Consider the following 17,528-nt stretch of genomic DNA (forward strand, 5'->3'; position numbering starts at 1 on the left):
AGTTAATTAATAGGAATCGACTTGGCAAATAAATTAATCATAGAAGTGACTGAGTACACCAAATCTTATAAAAGCTTGTTAGTGTATGCTGTTTTTTATGCACTTAGCTATGTGCTGTTGACGTATGTCTTAAACCAATTCAACTTTATAGTAGGCGGTGTGCTTTTAACCGTTGCTATCATTGCTATGCTAAATATGACAATGACGTTTTTATTTCGTAAGCGTCAACATCGAGGGTTGGACAAGGCTGAATGTGGTCGTATTGCCGTTCTCTCTGTGCTGATGATTACAGCTGTATCAGTGGTGATGTTTGTACTAAATACTAATGTACTTATAACAAGTATGGACATCAATATCACATGGGTAGATATTCATAATAGTGGCATGCATAAAGTGATGGCAGTGGTGGGAGTTATTACCTTAATTATTCATTATGCCGTCATCTTTTATAGTTTGTGGTACATGCAAAGGTTTTGGAAAACATGATAAGTTTTGCAAGGCGATATAAAATATCAGGTAATAAAAAGCCGCTATTTCTATTTGAGATAGCGGCTTTTTAAAAGATAGATTGGTCGTTGAGCCGACGTTTAAAAACGTTTGATACTTTGATCTTTGCCGATATGATCTTGATGTATAGGAAAGTCAGCATGGTCATCGAATTGTTTACGGTCTTCGAAATAGCTTTTTAGAGTACGACGTATGGCTTCAAAAGCAATCTCATCCCATGGAATATCTTCTTCGGCAAACAAAGCAGAGTCAAGGCTTTCAGAACCAATCCCATAAGCACCGTCCTTGAGATCAGCTAAATAAATAGAGTATATTTGCCCGATATCAGGAATATCATATAGGCAATATAAGTGTGGATTGATAACGACCGCTTCAGCCTCTTCATAGCTCTCACGTGCAGCACCCTCTGCCATGGTCTCCCCATTCTCCATAAAACCTGCTGGTAAAGTCCATAAACCATATTGAGGCTCAATGGCACGGCGACATAGCAACACTCGATTTTTATGTACGACAAGTGAACCACAAATAACCTTTGGGTTCTCGTAATGAATATAGTTGCAGTTTGGGCATACCAAGCGCGGTATATTATCTGTAGGTGGTATCTTTCGTTCTGCTTTATGACCGCATTGGAGACAATAGCTCATATCAACTGCCTTGTATAATAATAGTAGGAATCAAAAAATAAGTAAGAAAAAGACGTCATTATTCTAAGAATAATAATTCTTATTGTAGGCTGATAGCCTATCTTGTTTTCATTTATGGCCAAGCCGTTTATGGTTAAACCATTTATAGCCAAACCGTTTTACATTGGTTAGATCATTGCTTTAACCACATCGCTTTGACCACTTTTAGCATTTGGCTGTCTTTTATTTAAACTGTTTGGACTCGCTTATAGTCGCCGTGCTTCAGTCTAAGATAACACAAATTTTGTCGTACTAGCAGTGCTCGTAAAAACAGCCCGTTTGTAGCTGATTAATTTTGATATTCTTACTATGTGCTTGCGAATGCATTATATAAGGAGCCGCGGTCACATAAAGCATGTGCAGTGATAGCATATATTGCGCTAACATCGACTAACAATAAAAGAGATAACCTTCTCGTAATGATTATGAATAATGATAAAAATACAGGGCAATTATAATGCTACTTCCACCACAGTCTGTAAGTTTGGATGAATTTTCAGTCGCTGTGCCAACCTTTATTCGTTATCCCACGCTCAGAAGGCTAGCTGAGCGAGTTCAACGTGAAACTTTAAATACCGTTACTGGTTCAATAATGCCTGACTCTTATCAGGGTTCTCAAAGTGCTCGTCTTTTAGACAGTTTGTATCAAACACCGATTGCGGATGCATCAGTATTGGTAGCCATTACTCATGAGCGTCACCCTAAGTTGCTACTGACGCTTCGGGCTGCTCATATGAACAGTCATGCGGGCGAGGTGTCTTGTGTGGGCGGTAAACATGATCAGGGCGATGGCAATAACGTCATCACAGCTTTACGTGAAGCCTGTGAAGAGACGGCACTACCGTCTAATAAAGTCCAATTACTCGGCCAACTGCCTATTCAGACTTCCAAGAGCGGCATGAGTGTCAGACCTATCGTTGCGCTCATTGCCCCAGATCTGATATTGGTACCAGAACCTGGAGAAATCTCACGCATTTTTTGGGCAGATTTTGAGTCGTTAGTCACTCAGCCTACTGTAGAGTATGCCGTGGAATATGCGATACAAGATGAAAAGGCGACCATCCTCACGCCCAGTTGGCAAGTGGATGGTGAAACAGTATGGGGGCTGACAGGTCGAGTGATTGCTAGCTTATTAGAGACGGGCTTTGATCGGCAGCTTGACTGGTACTACCGTATACAAGACACAAGGCTATAGCTTTTAATATAAGGCTATAGTCAATCCTCTATAAATTGGCTACGGTGTCAGTCTCACTTAGTCTACTAGCTGTAGTACTTTCACTCGCCTTCATTGTATCCAAATTATATTGAACCGATTATATTATGATCATTTACTTATAGTAGTCATCGTTTTTCTTTAGCCACCAATTCATATTATCTTGGCGCTTGAATCGGAAGGCTTCTAGTTTTTTAGCAACACTCTGATTGTGCTGGCGTGCGGTATCTAGTGCAAATAAAATAGGCACAGAAGACAGAACGCCAAAACGTATCTTAGATTTCGGTAAATCTAGCCCATCACCAATATCATCGCCAACCAACGTACGTGTCACGCTGGCATTGACCATTTCAACGAAGCGTCCACGTCTATTGTCTTCGCCCATGAGCTGGCGTGGTAAGTCGTGTAGCGCTTTTGCCAGTGGCTGTCCCATCTTAAAATCAAGCTGTTGGATAGAGAGGTAGGTATAGAGCCACTCCCAACAGGCGGCTTCATCTTTTGGCAAGCGATCTAAATCAACGCCCATCCAGTAGCTGGCCAGATTCCATAAATGCAGAATACCTTCTGCTTCTTCGCTGCTGATGCGTGCACCTAGTAGTCGTAGTCCGCGCATAATCAATAATGAGAACTGTAAATGCGTGGCAATCATGTCGGTTTGATTGATGGGGATGCCCCAATAGTCAGTATTCCAACTGCCATCAGGATTACGGTGCTGATCTACCTCTGCTATGACGCCAGTGGCAGCATTGCCTTTACCTTTCAGCAGGTTTTGCCGTACTAAGGTATGAATTTGACGCACCTTGATAGACTGTCGCCAGCCTTCAGAGCCAATAGCTAACACTTGATCAATAGGTTTTTGGTCATTGCTCACGTTCGACCGTGGATGTTCAGAGACAGACAAGATATAAGCATAGGTGCGCATCAGGCGAGGTAGGGCATCGTGCATCAATGCGCCAGTCTGAATCAGTGGCAAAGACAGAGCAGGGATGCTATAGCCTGCCATCAATGCGACATTACGCAATAGCCAAATGAGCATGAGTGGATAACGGCGATAGGCGACCGCACCAATTTGCGCCAGCTTGGGATCGAACCAATCAGGATGGCTGCCAAACTGCGCTGTTAACGCATTGAATGAGGCGTTTTGTGTGAGGTCACTATCTACTTTTCCATCGATGATTAATTGCTGTAATGGCTTTGCAAAACGAATACCATCATTAGCCAATGCGTCTGCTAGCGGGTCACCAATGTCGTAGCCTGCGACGATTTCATCTAATAAGTCTTGCGAGATGACAAAGTTTTTGGGTAATAAATAACGTTTGATGCGCTTTAAGACTTGTAGGTCGCTGTGGTCATCTATCGCAGTGGTACGCCCATGACGTAGATAAGATTCTACTGACGGCTGCTTGTGGGGTAAGGTGCTATCAGGAGATTTTTTATTGATATCGATTGAATCCATATTTATCGAGTGCCGTTATGGTTAGGCTTTTTCATCACGCCCTAATGTATATTGTTCTGATTTAATGAGTCCAATTGCCTTTGCCTGTCATCGATATGACGTTTGATTTGGCGTCGCTCATCAGCGAGTAATAGTAAACGTGCACGTGCCTCTTTTTCATTGGCAAAGCCTAGCATCGCACCACCTTCCAACTTATCGAATTCTTCTTGATATTCTTCTAACAGTCTTTTGTCACTATCTAGTTGATTTTCTAGATTATAGTACTCTAAACCACGCTGATTGGCTTGTTGTAGATTGCTCGCTATGGCGACTGGGCAGACATTATTGAGCTTACGTCCGCGTCTGCCAAGGTTATAGGCATTGTCAGTGATGCAGTATTGTTTGAGTCCTAACTGGCGACCGCGCTCCCATGCTTGATAGTCAGGAGCCACGCTGGCCTTGGCACAGGCTTTGGCATGTGATGCTAAGCGGTCTGATGGATAGCCTGCGACGCCATCATTATAGCCAATAGCCTGCCAGTCGCCGATGAGGCATTCTTGCTTAGAGAGAGTGGCGCATCCTGATAGTAGAGAAATGCTACCAATGATAGCCATACTTGACGAGAGCCGCTGTATAAACCGTCGCATCCTTGTCTCCTATAGCGATGTGTCTGAATTTAAATATCCTTAAGTCAGAGCATTTTTAAGCAAAGCATCCTTAAACCAAAAACTCTTAAGCAGAAATACCTTGAAGGCTCGGGCAATGTGCCACTTATTTGCTATATCGCTCTTAAGTGGCTTGCCTTATTATCAATGCGGACGAGTCAAATCAACTGACGTGCCACTTACATTGTCTTTCAAGCTGACTTTGAGCATTAAGTAACCAGCCACACCAGAGACGATTGAACCCATGATGATACCTAAGCGCTCATCGAACATGGCAGTGTCGCCAGCGAATGCTAAGCCACCGATAAATAAGCTCATGGTAAAGCCAACACCGCATAGTAAAGCAGCGCCATAAACCTGCTTATAGTTCATGCCTCTAGGCATCGTTGAGATACCAAGTTTAAAGATTAACCAGCACATGACCATCACACCAACTTGCTTACCGATGAATAGACCAGCAGCGATACCCAGCGGGACAGAGTGGAACAATTCTGCTAATCCTGCACCTTTGAGTGATATGCCTGAGTTGGCAAATGCAAATAATGGCAAGATACCAAAGGCAACGGTATTGTGCAGATCGTGTTCTAACTCCTCAAGCGGAGAATGCTCAGGATCCGTACGGTCAAACATAGGAATAAACAGTGCTAAGACCACACCAGCCAGAGTGGCATGAATGCCAGACTTGAGTACGGCGACCCACATAATCACACCGATGAGTAGATAAGGCGTGATACTAGTGACGTTGCGGCGATTAAGGATATATAAGAAAGGCAGACATAACGCGGCTAATGCCAATGACTGTAATGACAAATCACTGGTATAAAATAAAGCGATAATCAAAATCGCACCGATATCATCAAAGATAGCAATCGATACTAAGAATACTTTTAGGGAGTTGGGAACGCGGTTGCCTAGTAAGCTTAAGATACCAAGTGCAAATGCAATATCTGTGGCCGCAGGAATCGCCCATCCTTTCCAAAACTCAGGCTCATTATAGTTAAAGAGTAGGTAAACGATCGCGGGGGCAATCATGCCGCCCAATGCCGCGCCCGCTGGTAGTATGATTTGTTTGACGTTAGATAGCTCGCCAATTAAGACTTCGCGTTTGAGCTCAAGGCCGACTAAGAAAAAGAAAATCGCCATTAGACCATCGTTGATCCAATGATGCGCGTCTTTCGCGATAGCAAATTCACCGATTTGGATAGCAACAGGGGCATGGATAAAGCCTTCATACCACGTATTAAGAGGGGAGTTAGCAATAATCATTGCAGCAATAGCAGCCAATGCTAAGACAATACCGCCTGCCGCCTCAAACTCAAAAAATGCTTTAATCCTTCGTATTGCCATATCATCCTCATTTGCTAAATACAATTTACTAAATAGTTCAATAACTTCAAATATCTATACTACTGCTCTCAACGATATAGTAGCCAGACAACAACAGTTTCTCATACTCTTATTAATATACACAACAAAATACGTCAATCAAAAGCCATTCGCTCAGCTCCGCACATTAGTAATAGCAATGTGACAAAGTTGATGTCATAGGCGAAAGCGCAGCCAGTCGATACATTCTTTAATCAGACTGCTTTTATCTTGCATATTTGGTAAGTGGTTAGACAAATTTAACAGACTTTGCCATGTTTTTGGTTTTTTTTAGCCCTTTATCTCTATAATGAGCGACATTAGTAAAACCAATAGCTACCCTAAAAGCTACTTCAACAGCAATTTTAATAACAATATTAATAGAAATGCTAATAGCAGTATTTTAAATCTAACTTCCAAAGCCGATTTTTAGGGCTTTCTTTTTTTATTATAAATTTTGCAGGTCAGTGTCATGGACTTATCACTTTCACTAGAAGTCATTTTAATGCTTACGGCTGTGGCAGCGTTGGCAGGATTTATTGATGCCATCGCGGGCGGCGGTGGTTTACTGACCATACCAGCCATGCTATTGGCTAATATCCCACCAGTACTCACGCTAGGTACTAATAAGCTACAAGCGGCATCAGGTGCATTAGCAGCATCCATTACGATGATTCGAAAAGGTGTCGTAAAGCCGCAACGTATAAAAGTAGGTATTATTGCTGCTTTTATTGGTTCCGTTATCGGTACGATTGCCGTTCAGATGTCGCCACCGGATTTGCTCGAAAAGCTGATTCCGTTTTTGATTGCCGCTATTGGTATCTATACGTTGTTTGCGCCTAGACTTGGTGAAGTAGAAGCAGCACCACGCATATCCGAAAGTAAATGGCAAAAAGTCGTTGCACCAATCATTGGTTTTTATGATGGTTATATTGGGCCAGGTACAGGTATGTTTTTTGCGCTCGGTAATGTGGCGTTACGCGGTCGACAGATTATAGAAGCGACAGGCGCCGCAAAAGTATTGAATCTATCTACCAATGTAGGCTCGTTAATCTTCTTTATCTTAGGCGGTAATGTCTTGTGGAAAGTAGGGCTAGCGATGATGGTTGGACAAACGATAGGGGCGTATTTTGGCTCTCACATGGTGGTCAAGGGCGGTAGTAAGCTGATTCGTCCGATGATTGTGGTGGTGTGTTTGGCGATGATTACTAAATACGTATTTGGCTAATCTAGGGCGTGTCATCAATTAGCACATTAATGCATTTAGTGGCCTTAAAATGGCTAAATTTTGCTAAACATCGTCAGTAATTTTGTCGATATGTTCATATTAACGGCAGTTTCTTCCTTGTTTATCTACAATTTTTCTCATTTTAAGCCTCACAATCTAATTGATGACAGGCCCTAGTCAATTCACTATGAAAGAGTGACAGCGTTCACCTCGCTTGAAGTATAAAACATAAAAAACCCCAGTCTTATAAATTAGACTGGGGTTTTTTATGGAACAATGATACGGGTAGACCGTTAGTCATTGCTAGTCTTTTTTAACATCATCGTATTCGCTACCCATGATGCCATCACTAAAGACTTCAGAGAATTCACGCTCGTTGTCTTCATCAATATGACCATCGAACACATCCTTTGCACCAGCATTAGGATCGTTATAAATAGCCAAATCCATTTTACCTTCTGATTTTGCTACGATGGCTGTCACAGCAGCATCACCACCAACGTTCACAGCAGTACGTAACATGTCAAGAATACGATCCACACCTAAGATTAAGCCAATACCTTCGATAGGCAAGCCAACTTGTGCAAATACCATCGATAGCATGATCAGACCAACACCCGGTACACCAGCGGTACCGACAGAGGCCAATACCGACATTAAGATAACGGTTAGATATTCGGTTACACCCAAATCAATACCATAAATATTGGCAATGAAGATGGTCGCTGTACCCTGCATGATTGCCGTACCATCCATGTTGATGGTGGCACCAAAAGGAACGGTAAACGAGGCAACAGAGTTATTCACACCCATACGCTTAGTAACGGTACGCAAGGTAATAGGAATCGTTGCGTTCGAGCTTGAGGTACTGAATGCAAAAATCTGTACTTCGCGCATTTTTGCCAAAAAGGTTTTGATCGATAAGCCTGAACCGACTTTGAGTACAATCATCATGGTGATAAAGAAATGGAACGCCAATGAGCCGATCAATACAGCCACATAACCCAGCAATGACCAAATCAAATCTAAGCCAAGCTCTGCCATGGCTTTAGTCAATAGTGCAAATACACCGTAAGGTGCTAGGTTCATAATGATTGTCACCATCTTTAAGATGACTTCATTGATGAGTTCTAAACTTTTAACCAAGCCTTTAGCAGGCTTGCCAACCATCAAGATACTGACACCAATCAAAATCGCAAAGAAAATGATGGATAACATATCGCCATTGGCCATCGCGCTGATGGGATTGGATGGAATAATATTAGAGAATACATCAAGCAAAGGTGGCGCTGATGCTGCTTCAAAGGTAGCATCTGTACCAATGTCCATACCTTTACCAATACCAAACAGAATGCCAAGTCCAATCGCCGTTGCAATAGCAAGTGCGGTGGTGAACATATAGATCATAAAGGTTTTGGTACCGATACGACCAAGCAGACGAATATCACCAATACCGCAAACACCGCAAATCAATGAGATAAGTACGAGCGGTACGACCAACATTTTGAGTGAGTTAACAAATAGCTTACCAATAATAGCGAGGAAACCGTTTGTAATGTAGGTATTAACAAAACCGCCTTCAGCGTTTAGTCCTGAATAGTTTATAAACAAACCCAGTATGATACCGAGCGCCATGGCAACCATGATCTTGCCTGTCAGTCCCATATTTTTCCACATAACCTCTATCCTTTTGTGTACAACGTCCAATAGCAGGTATGGCAATAAATCAATGCATAAATGATTGCTGTTTCTACACCCGATCTTGCTACGTCTATAAATTTTGATTGGTCATTTTATGTCAGGTTCTCAAACAATATAAAATAATTGTTAAGGTAACTGCAACATTTTTTTATGATTCAGCCGAGATAAACCCAATGATAAAGCTGCTTATAAGGCTACCTACGATTTGAAGTGAGCAGATAATACTGCTTTTTTCCACTAATGATAAGCAAAAGTTTTTGTTTGTAACCAAAAAAAAGACTGCCCAAATTGGACAGTCTTTTTAAATCAAACAATAGTTATGTGGTATTTGATATTTCTACGTCTTGAACGCAGTCACATTTATATATTGCTGTGTTTATACATTATCGCTTTCATCACGACGCAGACCATCTCGCCACTTGCTCTCGGATGTAAATGGTTTCTCTACGTTATCCTCTACTTGTGAGTTTTCAATGCTATCCAGATTATTGGATTTTTGTACGTTGTCATTCGCGATTTCCAAATGGCCAGATTTGTCAGCGCTATCCAAGTGGTCAGAATTTTCAGCATTGTATTTATTGAGACGATGGTTATTACTCATGCGTTCGCTTAAATGCGATTCTGCATCACGGTATCGAGGATCCAGTGCTTCTGTCTCAGGGTCAGAGTCCTCGAAGTTGGTCTGTGCTTGTACTTCTTCTACAGTATCTTGCTCAGCAACCATCTCGACATCACCGTCAACCTCATAGCCATGATCAGGGTTGGCATCACCTGTTGGTTTATCGGTACTGGTAGAAATATCGGTATCAGCAGAAGTGTTTAAGTCATCATCTAGAGCATCGTTATCAGTCGCAATACCATTTCGAGCTTGTGCGGCACTTTTCAGTTCAGCATAGTCAGTCAGTTGCTGTACAGCGTTGTCGAGGCTATGTGGATTGGCGCGTTCTTGTACATGTAATAGATGTTCATCGAACACATCGGTCAATAACGAGTCAAAGCGTATGGCATTATATTGAATGAGCACTTCAGCTTCTTCTTCAGTGATGTCCTCATTTTGACTGGCATGCACAACATGATCTTCAAAGGTAAGACCTTCAAAGCTGTCTTTGTGTTCTGCCTTTTTAAACTTCTGCCATAACGGTTCGATGCTGGTCAAGGTCTGATACGCATGCTCCATACGCCCAGTCACATCGTCTTCTTCGGTCGTGTAGTAGACCATGGTTTTTAGATAATCACGGAAAGGGTTGGCCTCAAAGTCATCCATAAAGGTATCACCCAACTGGCGTTTGAGTTCATCACTTGGCGGCGTAAAAATACGACCACTTGGGAAAGTCACAAAGCTGACCAATTTGGCTGCCATACGATTTGGGAAATTATCAAAGAATGATAAGAATGCTTCTTGAATGGTGTACAAGCTGTTTTGCAAGGCAACTTCAGCATGTAAGCGCTCAGACTTTGATTTGGTGCCATGTTCATAAAACTGCAAAATAGCCGTTGCGATAAATAAATGACTATGAATATCGGCTAAGCGACCAGAGAGCATCTCTTTGCGTTTTAAGTCACCAGCCAACAGTCCCAACGCCATATCGGCCGTTAAAGCAAAGCCTGCGCTTAGGCGGTTAATATGTTTGTAGTAGGGACGGGTAAAGCTGTCTGCAAAATTTGGGGCATTATTGCTACCACCGACATATCCTGCGACGAAGGCTTTTGCTCCGCGATTGAAGGTGTAGCCCAAATGTCTAAAGAAAAGCGTATCGAATTTTCGAGTCGCACCTTCTTTGTCTTTGCTCTGTAGCAGTTGTAGCTCATCAAATAGATACGGGTGGCAGCGCATGGCACCTTGACCGAATATCATTAATGAGCGGGTCAATATGTTTGCACCCTCAACCGTGATAGAGACCGGAATGGCCTGATAAGGCGTTGCCAAAAAGTTACGTGGCCCCATCTGTACTGCTCGTCCACCAACGACATCCATACCATCGTTGATCACACTGCGCATGGTTTCGGTCGCATAATATTTCGCCATGGCTGTCATCACCGATGGCGTACCACCTTGGTTCAATCCACATGTAACGAGATGGCGAAACGCTTCTAGCATATAGGTATTGCTGGCCATACGACTGGTGGCGTCTTGTACCCCTTCGAACTTACCAACAGAGATTTTAAACTGCTCACGAACTTTGGCAAAAGCACCAACAGACAGATACGTCATCTCACTGGCTGAGGTTGATAATGCAGGTAGAGAGATGCCGCGACCAACGCCCAAGCATTCCATCAGCATGCGCCAACCGCGACCCGCGTTTTCGACACCGCCGATGATGTAATCTAATGGGATAAAGACATCTTTGCCATCGACCGTACCATTCATAAATGGCGAGCCAATTGGATTATGACGTGGCCCTGTGATGACGCCTTGATGGTTGGCAGGAATGAGTGCACAGGTAATACCGTAATCGGTCTTTTCAGAATCACCAAGCAGACCTTCTGGATCATGCATTTTGAATGCTAAGCCCACGACTGTGGCGATAGGTGCCAACGTAATCCAGCGCTTTGAGAAGTTCATACGTAGGCCGAGTACTTGCTCGCCTTCATGCATGCCGTAGCAGACTACACCTGTATCAGGAATAGCGCCTGCATCTGAGCCTGCTTCAGGACCCGTTAGACCAAAGCAAGGTACTTCTTCACCTTTGGCAAGACCGGGTAACCAGCGTTGTTTTTGCTCATCCGTACCATAATGCATCAACAGCTCACCAGGGCCAAGCGAGTTTGGCACCATGCAAGTCACAGCAGCTGTAGGAGAGCGAGAGGCAATTTTGCTCATGATACGACTTTGCGCATACGAGCTAAAGTCTAGACCACCAAATTCTTTAGGAATAATTAGGCCTAAGAATCCATTGGCTTTAATAAATTGCCACGCCTCAGGCGATAGGTCTTTGTCTTCATGCTGAATTTTCCATTCATCGAGCATGGCGCACAGCACTTCTACTTCATTATCTATAAAGCTTTGTTCTTCTTCTGAGAGTTCTGGGTATGGATAATTGGCAAAAGTGTCCCAGTTAGGTGCACCCATGAATAGCTCTTTTTCCCACCAGCTCGTTCCGGCGTCAAGTGCCTCACGTTCGGTATCACTCATGCTCGGCATCGCGCCGCCCAATGCTTTATAGACAGGCTTGGTAATTAGCGACTGACGAAGAGGGGCTACGAGTAGTACCAAGCACAGCAGCGCTATCGGCACGCCTAATATAAGTGACCATGGACTGATAACGGCAGTAACGATAACAGTAACAAGGGCAGTAACGCTGCCAGTGACACGTGACAGGGACAACAAAAAGATGGCCAAAACCATGGCTAATTGAATGAGGATTGCCAAAATAAATAAGCCAATTGCCATGACTGTCTCCTTTATAACGCTGAACCAAAAGCGTGAGAAATGTAGGTATAAAAATATTCGAATCTATATAGTTGTTATTTTTTCGGACCTTTATTGGTCTTATAGCTAAGTTAAGCCAGCTACCAAGAATTGGCTTTAAACTCCAATTAGGAAAAGACAAATAAAAGACGAAGTTAGCCATCAATATGAAACAGTTGTCGGTGACTATCAACGGTTAAAATGCTACGCTGTGTCGATAATATGTATCAAGCTGCATAAAGTATAGAGCTAGTGCGACCAAAGACCAAATAAGTCAGATAAAACTAACCGAAAGGCGCCAAACAGCTTTCGGCATAGGATAAAGTATCGTTACGTCCGACGATTATATGATCGACTAGAGATATATCTAATAAGTCACAGGCCTTTTTTAGCTCATAGGTGAGCAAGTTATCAGCCGTTGATGGTTTCGAGTCTGTATGAGGGTGGTTGTGCGCGATGATTAACTGGCTAGCTGCGTGACTCAACGCGTGGCGTAGTACGTGCTTCATGCAGACTGAGCATGATGAGATGCCACCCGTGAATAGTATCTCAAAGTTTAACAGGTTAAGGGCATTGTCTAGACAAAGGACGGCAAAAACCTCCCGATGCTCACCGCGCAACTGGGTGCTGATATAATCTTTGACTGCTTGAGAGCGCCCAAGTGCTTGGCCTGTTTTGAGCTGACTGTCTAGATAGCGTGTACCCATCTCAAGCGAGGCTAATATCTGTGAGTATTTTGCAGGGCCGATACCATGACAGGCAAGGACGATGTCTTGCGGGGCTGCCAAGAGTTCTGCTAAGCTACCAAACTGCTCGATCAAATGACGAGCCAACTCAATCGCTGACTGTGACTGAGTGCCTGTACGCAGAAATATGGCTAATATCTCTGCATCGGATAAATGAGCCGCACCAAACTTCAATAACTTCTCACGTGGTCTGTCATCTTCATGCCAGTCTTTAATCGCCATTATCACTCCTTGAAAATGGATTGCTGCTAGAGATATTTGGTAAATATCGAAATTCTTACCCAACTTATCTCATAATTGTTACTATAAGCGCAATTTTATCTTTCAACTTTTTTATTGTTGCCATGCCTATGTCTAATATTGTGCTCGCTATCACTGGCGGTATCGCCGCTTATAAATCTGCTATATTTGCCCGCTTGTTAATCAAAGCAGGCTTTGATGTACGCGTCATTATGACCACAGGTGCACAGGCCTTTATCACACCGCTGACACTGCAAGCTTTGACTGGTAATGAGGTACATGTCTCACTACTGGATGAGCAAGCAGAAGCAGGGATGGGGCATATTGAGTTGGCTAAATGGGCAGACTTAATCGTCATTGCACCAGCATCGGCCAATACGCTCGCCCGTCTCGCGATGGGTATGGCGGATGACCTGCTGACCACCGTTTGTCTTGCCACCACGGCACCTGTCATTGTCGCACCCGCGATGAATCAGCAGATGTGGGCGCATCCAGCGGTAAACCTGAATGTGCAAACGCTGAGCGATATGAATTATCACGTGATACAGCCTGCAAGCGGTGAGCAAGCTTGTGGTGATGTGGGCGCAGGGCGACTACCTGAGCCTGAGGATCTATTGGCCGAAGTATTATTATTCAATGCCATGCAAACGACACCGCAACTACTTGCAGGCAAGCGAGTGGTGATTACTGCTGGGCCTACAGTAGAAGCAATCGATCCGGTTCGTTATTTATCCAATCACTCTACCGGAAAAATGGGTTTTGCTTTGGCACGTGCTTGTGTGGCTGCCGGTGCAGAAGTGATTTTGATTACCGGTGGTAAGGTGGCACTGCCTACACCGCTTAAAGTCACGCGTATAGATGTTTTATCTGCGCAAGAGATGCTGACTGCCGCGCAACAATGTGTAGATGGTACACATAGCGAGCTACAATACATATCTGAAGACGAGCATGACCACGACCATGATCATCATGACCACTCACATTCACATGACCACCATGGTGATTGTGATTGCGGTGATGAGCACGATGTTGTCATGACTAGCACCGATGAGACTGTAAGATGCGCTGATATCTTTATTGCGACGGCTGCTGTTGCTGACTATCGTACAGAAGAGGCTGCGCCGCAAAAAATCAAAAAAACGCAAGATGCAATGATGCTTAATTTAGTTAAAAATCCTGATATTTTAGCGACTATTTCCCTTGCTCATCCAGAATTGTTTGTTGTTGGTTTTGCGGCAGAAACCCAAGATGTCGAGCACTATGCTCGTGGTAAGCTTATTTCCAAAAACTTAGATTTGATTGCTTGTAATGATGTCTCACGGGCTGATATTGGTTTTGCTAGTGACAATAATGCTATGCAGGTTTTTTTCTCAGAGCGTTACGAGAATGATAGCGTCATGCTTGAAAAAGCGAGCAAAGATAAGATTGCTGAGCAATTGGCTAGTATCATCGGTGAAACAGTGTGGCAGCGCCATAATAGCTAAGATATGCGTTCAATTTGAATAAGACAGTATGTGATGCGCCAAAACTGACTAAATCCATATCAAACGGTATTAAGGGCAGGTAATATGAAAATATTATCTGTCCTTAGTTGCTTTACTTGACTAAGATTTATTGCGTTTTTATCGCCATTATTAAAATTAGGGCAGGCCGTAGTGCTGTCGCTATAAATGTAGACATAAAGCCGCGAGTGGTATGACATATGATGGAAATGGCGGGTAACGATAGCACGCAGATGCTAATACTGACTTTGATTTTTGCAATGGCATCGCTGCTGCATGGTATTAGCGGGTTAGGTGTGACGTTGGTGACGACCACGGCACTTGCTAGTATTTACCCGTTACCACACGCAATTGTGTTGGTTATTTTCCCCTCTATACTACTCAATGCGATGACTTGGTTGTCTGGTGGTGGTCGTACGATTTGGCAGAACTTTACTTATTATGGTCGGCGTTATTGGTTGCTGGCATTGACCAGCTTACTTGGTAGTATATTGGGTGCCAAGTTATTACTGTGGGTAGATAGTGCTTATATTCTATTGACACTGGCAGCTGTTATTGCCTTTTATGTCATCAGTAGTTTACTTGGCAAACAAATCCGTCTACCAGATACCAAGCCTGTACTGATTATGGTTGGTTTTAGCGCTGGCGTTATTGGCGGTGCGACCAATGCCATGTCGACCATCCTGATGATGTACCTGCTGTCTGCCAGCGATGATAAAAATACCATCGCGAAAGTCGGTAATATGTGTTATTTCTTGGGTAAAGTTGCCCAAATTATCGTACTGCGTGAACCAATTATGGCGTTGAGTAGTGGGGAGTGGCAGCTGATTACTTTGCTTAGTGTGATATCTATCGTCACTCTTTTGGTTGGTATTCGCCTGCGTCGTTACTTACCGCAAGCTCGCTTTCGTCAGCTTATTTTATTGATTGTCACAGTGCTTGGTATTCGTGTGGGCTGGCAGGGGATTACAGCATTTTTGTAGTAGCCAATGCTTTTAAGCTGGCATAGGTGCGTTTTACTTACCAAAGAATAGCTGCTGCGCCAAGCGAAACGTATTACAGTGCGCTTCGACCACATCTTCGATATCTTCTGAATAGCCGCCACCCATCACGATAGCAACAGGGATGTTGGCGGTTTTTGCTTGCTGCAATACATATTCATCACGCGCTTTACAACCTTCCATCGTCAATCCGAGCTTCCCTAGTTTATCAGTGGCCAATATGTCTACCGCAGACTGATAAAAAATCATGTCGGGTGCAAACTCTTTTATTAAACGGGGCAGCGTATCTTCTAGTATCTGTAAATACTCGGCATCACCCGTATCGTTATCTAGCTCAATATCCAAGTCTGATACTTGCTTGCGAAAAGGATAATTCTTTGCACCATGCATACTGAACACAAAAACGCGTGGCTCGTCTGCCATGATGCTAGCGTTGCCATTACCTTGATGTACGTCTAAATCAACCACCAAAATCTTTTGTGCCAATCCGCGATCTAATAATAAATTGCTAGCAATACAAACATCGTTCAAGACACAAAACCCTTCACCGTGATCGGAAAACGCGTGATGTGTGCCACCTGCGACATTCATGGCCACGCCATATTGCTGTGCATATAATGCGCATTCATAGGTTGCATGAGCAATATAACGACCACGCTCTACAAGTTCTGGTGTCATCTCAAAGCCGATAGCACGTGCTTCTTTCCGTGGTAACGTCTGCGTTTTCAATTGATACCAGTAGTCATGCGTATGGGTGGTCAAAATCTCATCTTCACTTAAGCGTGCAGGCGCAAAAAAGCTATCGGTCGTGATAGTACCTTCGGCCAGTAAGCGCTCAGGAATCATGGTGTATTTTTGCATAGGGAAACGATGCTTTTCAGGCACTGAGTAACGAAAAATATCAGAGTAGGCAATTTTTAGCATAGGACAAAGGTTTTCTAAACGGGTGAGTGGATAGTAGGATAGTGGCTACGGGTTCATTGCACAAACTGCGTGGGCAAAAAGAACGTGCGAGCGTCTGCTTGTTGGTGTAGCTCTGCAAGTAACGTCTGCATATCTTCTGCAGGATCTTGATTGTTGATCAAATCACTAAACAACTCATGAGCGACAGTGGTCATAGCAACCACGCTTTGTAGTAAGTGTTCGATCAGTGCTTTGTCGATATCAACTGCTTCGACATCGATGGTGGTTTTATAGCGTATTTCTCCGTCATTAACATCCATTTCCAAGTTACCAATCATCATATTGTAATTGATTTGAGTGATTAGTAGCATCGCAGCGCTTTGATGACTCTCTGGGATTGAAAATGGCAAAATACCATAGATGGCCAGCAGCTTGTTTTTCTCCTGCCAGCGAAACAGATAAGCACAGATTAGTTGTTTGTGACGCATCGAAAAAGACAAATGATGTGATTGCTGGTCATCATTGGCTTTCGGGCGATGATAAGTATAGTGCCATTTTTTGGTATTAAGATACTGTTTCAGACAGTCGATAATAAGTGTGTCAGATTGCTCGGATTGCTCTTTATCTAAGCTTAAAGCATCAGTTTGTACCTGCTCACTTTCATTTTCGGTGGGAGAGTCAGATTTTCTCTTAGTCTCATTATGGTTATGCGAGTCACTATGGTCATGTGAGCCACTATAATCATGTGAGCCACTAATCTCCTCTCTGCTACTTATATCATCATTGCGCACATCAGTATCAGCAACAGCCTGCGGTGCAGCAGCAGTCAATAACTGTTTGAGTTTTTGCCACAAGCTGAGTTTATTCGTTTGGCTCATAATATAGGTTGCTGATCAATAAGTGAATGATAATAGCGTCTGCTGCATAACT

The 17,528-nt window shown here is 43.4% G+C and carries 14 protein-coding genes; 5 read left to right on the forward strand and 9 right to left on the reverse strand.

The genetic code is table 11. The features are described 5' to 3' along the window. The first annotated feature begins 21 nt into the window (after positions 1 to 21). Entirely contained in the window at positions 22 to 486 is a 465-nt protein-coding gene (locus I6E61_RS12080; RefSeq protein WP_197135011.1) for a hypothetical protein, read from the forward strand. Between the two features lie 101 nt (positions 487 to 587). On the opposite strand, the gene I6E61_RS12085 is transcribed toward I6E61_RS12080, so the two are convergent. After that, positions 588 to 1,151, reverse strand: a complete 564-nt coding sequence (locus I6E61_RS12085) for an NUDIX hydrolase (RefSeq protein WP_194198144.1) — start codon at positions 1,149 to 1,151, stop codon at positions 588 to 590. A gap of 496 nt (positions 1,152 to 1,647) precedes the next feature. On the opposite strand from I6E61_RS12085, the gene I6E61_RS12090 reads away from it, so the two are divergent. After that, the gene (locus tag I6E61_RS12090) at positions 1,648 to 2,385 is read left to right on the forward strand and encodes a CoA pyrophosphatase (protein ID WP_197135012.1); all 738 of its coding nucleotides are present in this window, start codon (positions 1,648 to 1,650) and stop codon (positions 2,383 to 2,385) included. Between the two features lie 133 nt (positions 2,386 to 2,518). On the opposite strand, the gene I6E61_RS12095 is transcribed toward I6E61_RS12090, so the two are convergent. From I6E61_RS12095 to nhaA, 3 genes are all read right to left on the reverse strand, one after another. Next, positions 2,519 to 3,859 (reverse strand): oxygenase MpaB family protein, encoded by a 1,341-nt coding sequence (locus I6E61_RS12095; RefSeq protein WP_197135013.1) that lies wholly within the window; start codon positions 3,857 to 3,859, stop codon positions 2,519 to 2,521. A gap of 41 nt (positions 3,860 to 3,900) precedes the next feature. Next, positions 3,901 to 4,485, reverse strand: coding sequence for a DUF2799 domain-containing protein (locus I6E61_RS12100; protein WP_197135014.1), 585 nt, complete (start codon positions 4,483 to 4,485; stop codon positions 3,901 to 3,903). 162 nt (positions 4,486 to 4,647) lie between these two features. Next, positions 4,648 to 5,850, reverse strand: a complete 1,203-nt coding sequence (gene nhaA / locus I6E61_RS12105; protein ID WP_197135015.1) for a Na+/H+ antiporter NhaA — start codon at positions 5,848 to 5,850, stop codon at positions 4,648 to 4,650. Between the two features lie 490 nt (positions 5,851 to 6,340). Here nhaA and I6E61_RS12110 point away from each other — a divergent pair, with 490 nt between their 5' ends. Further along, the gene (locus I6E61_RS12110) at positions 6,341 to 7,096 is read left to right on the forward strand and encodes a TSUP family transporter (RefSeq protein ID WP_197135016.1); all 756 of its coding nucleotides are present in this window, start codon (positions 6,341 to 6,343) and stop codon (positions 7,094 to 7,096) included. A 303-nt stretch (positions 7,097 to 7,399) separates the two neighbouring features. On the opposite strand, the gene I6E61_RS12115 is transcribed toward I6E61_RS12110, so the two are convergent. The 3 genes from I6E61_RS12115 to radC form a co-directional block, all read right to left on the reverse strand. Beyond that, entirely contained in the window at positions 7,400 to 8,773 is a 1,374-nt protein-coding gene (locus I6E61_RS12115; protein ID WP_197135017.1) for a dicarboxylate/amino acid:cation symporter, read from the reverse strand. 400 nt (positions 8,774 to 9,173) lie between these two features. Then, a complete protein-coding gene (locus I6E61_RS12120) occupies positions 9,174 to 12,188 on the reverse strand; it encodes an acyl-CoA dehydrogenase (protein WP_197135018.1) in 3,015 nt (1,004 codons plus the stop codon). Between the two features lie 302 nt (positions 12,189 to 12,490). Then, positions 12,491 to 13,174 carry a DNA repair protein RadC gene (radC, locus tag I6E61_RS12125; protein ID WP_197135019.1) on the reverse strand — a complete coding sequence of 228 codons (684 nt, stop codon included), beginning with the start codon at positions 13,172 to 13,174 and terminating at the stop codon, positions 12,491 to 12,493. Positions 13,175 to 13,302: 128 nt separating this feature from the next. Here radC and coaBC point away from each other — a divergent pair, with 128 nt between their 5' ends. Continuing rightward, a complete protein-coding gene (gene coaBC / locus I6E61_RS12130; RefSeq protein WP_197135020.1) occupies positions 13,303 to 14,676 on the forward strand; it encodes a bifunctional phosphopantothenoylcysteine decarboxylase/phosphopantothenate--cysteine ligase CoaBC in 1,374 nt (457 codons plus the stop codon). Positions 14,677 to 14,894: 218 nt separating this feature from the next. Further along, positions 14,895 to 15,677: a sulfite exporter TauE/SafE family protein gene (locus I6E61_RS12135; RefSeq protein WP_197135021.1), complete on the forward strand. Its 783-nt coding sequence runs from the start codon at positions 14,895 to 14,897 to the stop codon at positions 15,675 to 15,677. A gap of 33 nt (positions 15,678 to 15,710) precedes the next feature. On the opposite strand, the gene I6E61_RS12140 is transcribed toward I6E61_RS12135, so the two are convergent. Then, positions 15,711 to 16,619, reverse strand: a complete 909-nt coding sequence (locus tag I6E61_RS12140) for a histone deacetylase (RefSeq protein WP_197135022.1) — start codon at positions 16,617 to 16,619, stop codon at positions 15,711 to 15,713. A gap of 53 nt (positions 16,620 to 16,672) precedes the next feature. Continuing rightward, a complete protein-coding gene (locus I6E61_RS12145) occupies positions 16,673 to 17,476 on the reverse strand; it encodes a YbjN domain-containing protein (protein ID WP_197135023.1) in 804 nt (267 codons plus the stop codon). Positions 17,477 to 17,528 lie beyond the last annotated feature (52 nt).

The organism is Psychrobacter sp. NZS113 (assembly GCF_015864825.1).
Lineage (GTDB): Bacteria > Pseudomonadota > Gammaproteobacteria > Pseudomonadales > Moraxellaceae > Psychrobacter.

Bases quoted from the DNA above. Each gene is read 5' to 3' on its own strand.
- I6E61_RS12135 (WP_197135021.1), top strand. From the start codon at position 14,895: ATGATGGAAATGGCGGGTAACGATAGCACGCAGATGCTAATACTGACT.
- I6E61_RS12120 (WP_197135018.1), bottom strand. From the start codon at position 12,188: ATGGCAATTGGCTTATTTATTTTGGCAATCCTCATTCAATTAGCCATG.
- I6E61_RS12100 (WP_197135014.1), bottom strand. From the start codon at position 4,485: ATGCGACGGTTTATACAGCGGCTCTCGTCAAGTATGGCTATCATTGGT.
- I6E61_RS12145 (WP_197135023.1), bottom strand. From the start codon at position 17,476: ATGAGCCAAACGAATAAACTCAGCTTGTGGCAAAAACTCAAACAGTTA.
- I6E61_RS12140 (WP_197135022.1), bottom strand. From the start codon at position 16,619: ATGCTAAAAATTGCCTACTCTGATATTTTTCGTTACTCAGTGCCTGAA.
- I6E61_RS12115 (WP_197135017.1), bottom strand. From the start codon at position 8,773: ATGTGGAAAAATATGGGACTGACAGGCAAGATCATGGTTGCCATGGCG.
- nhaA (WP_197135015.1), bottom strand. From the start codon at position 5,850: ATGGCAATACGAAGGATTAAAGCATTTTTTGAGTTTGAGGCGGCAGGC.
- I6E61_RS12110 (WP_197135016.1), top strand. From the start codon at position 6,341: ATGGACTTATCACTTTCACTAGAAGTCATTTTAATGCTTACGGCTGTG.
- I6E61_RS12095 (WP_197135013.1), bottom strand. From the start codon at position 3,859: ATGGATTCAATCGATATCAATAAAAAATCTCCTGATAGCACCTTACCC.
- I6E61_RS12085 (WP_194198144.1), bottom strand. From the start codon at position 1,151: ATGAGCTATTGTCTCCAATGCGGTCATAAAGCAGAACGAAAGATACCA.
- I6E61_RS12090 (WP_197135012.1), top strand. From the start codon at position 1,648: ATGCTACTTCCACCACAGTCTGTAAGTTTGGATGAATTTTCAGTCGCT.
- radC (WP_197135019.1), bottom strand. From the start codon at position 13,174: ATGGCGATTAAAGACTGGCATGAAGATGACAGACCACGTGAGAAGTTA.
- coaBC (WP_197135020.1), top strand. From the start codon at position 13,303: ATGTCTAATATTGTGCTCGCTATCACTGGCGGTATCGCCGCTTATAAA.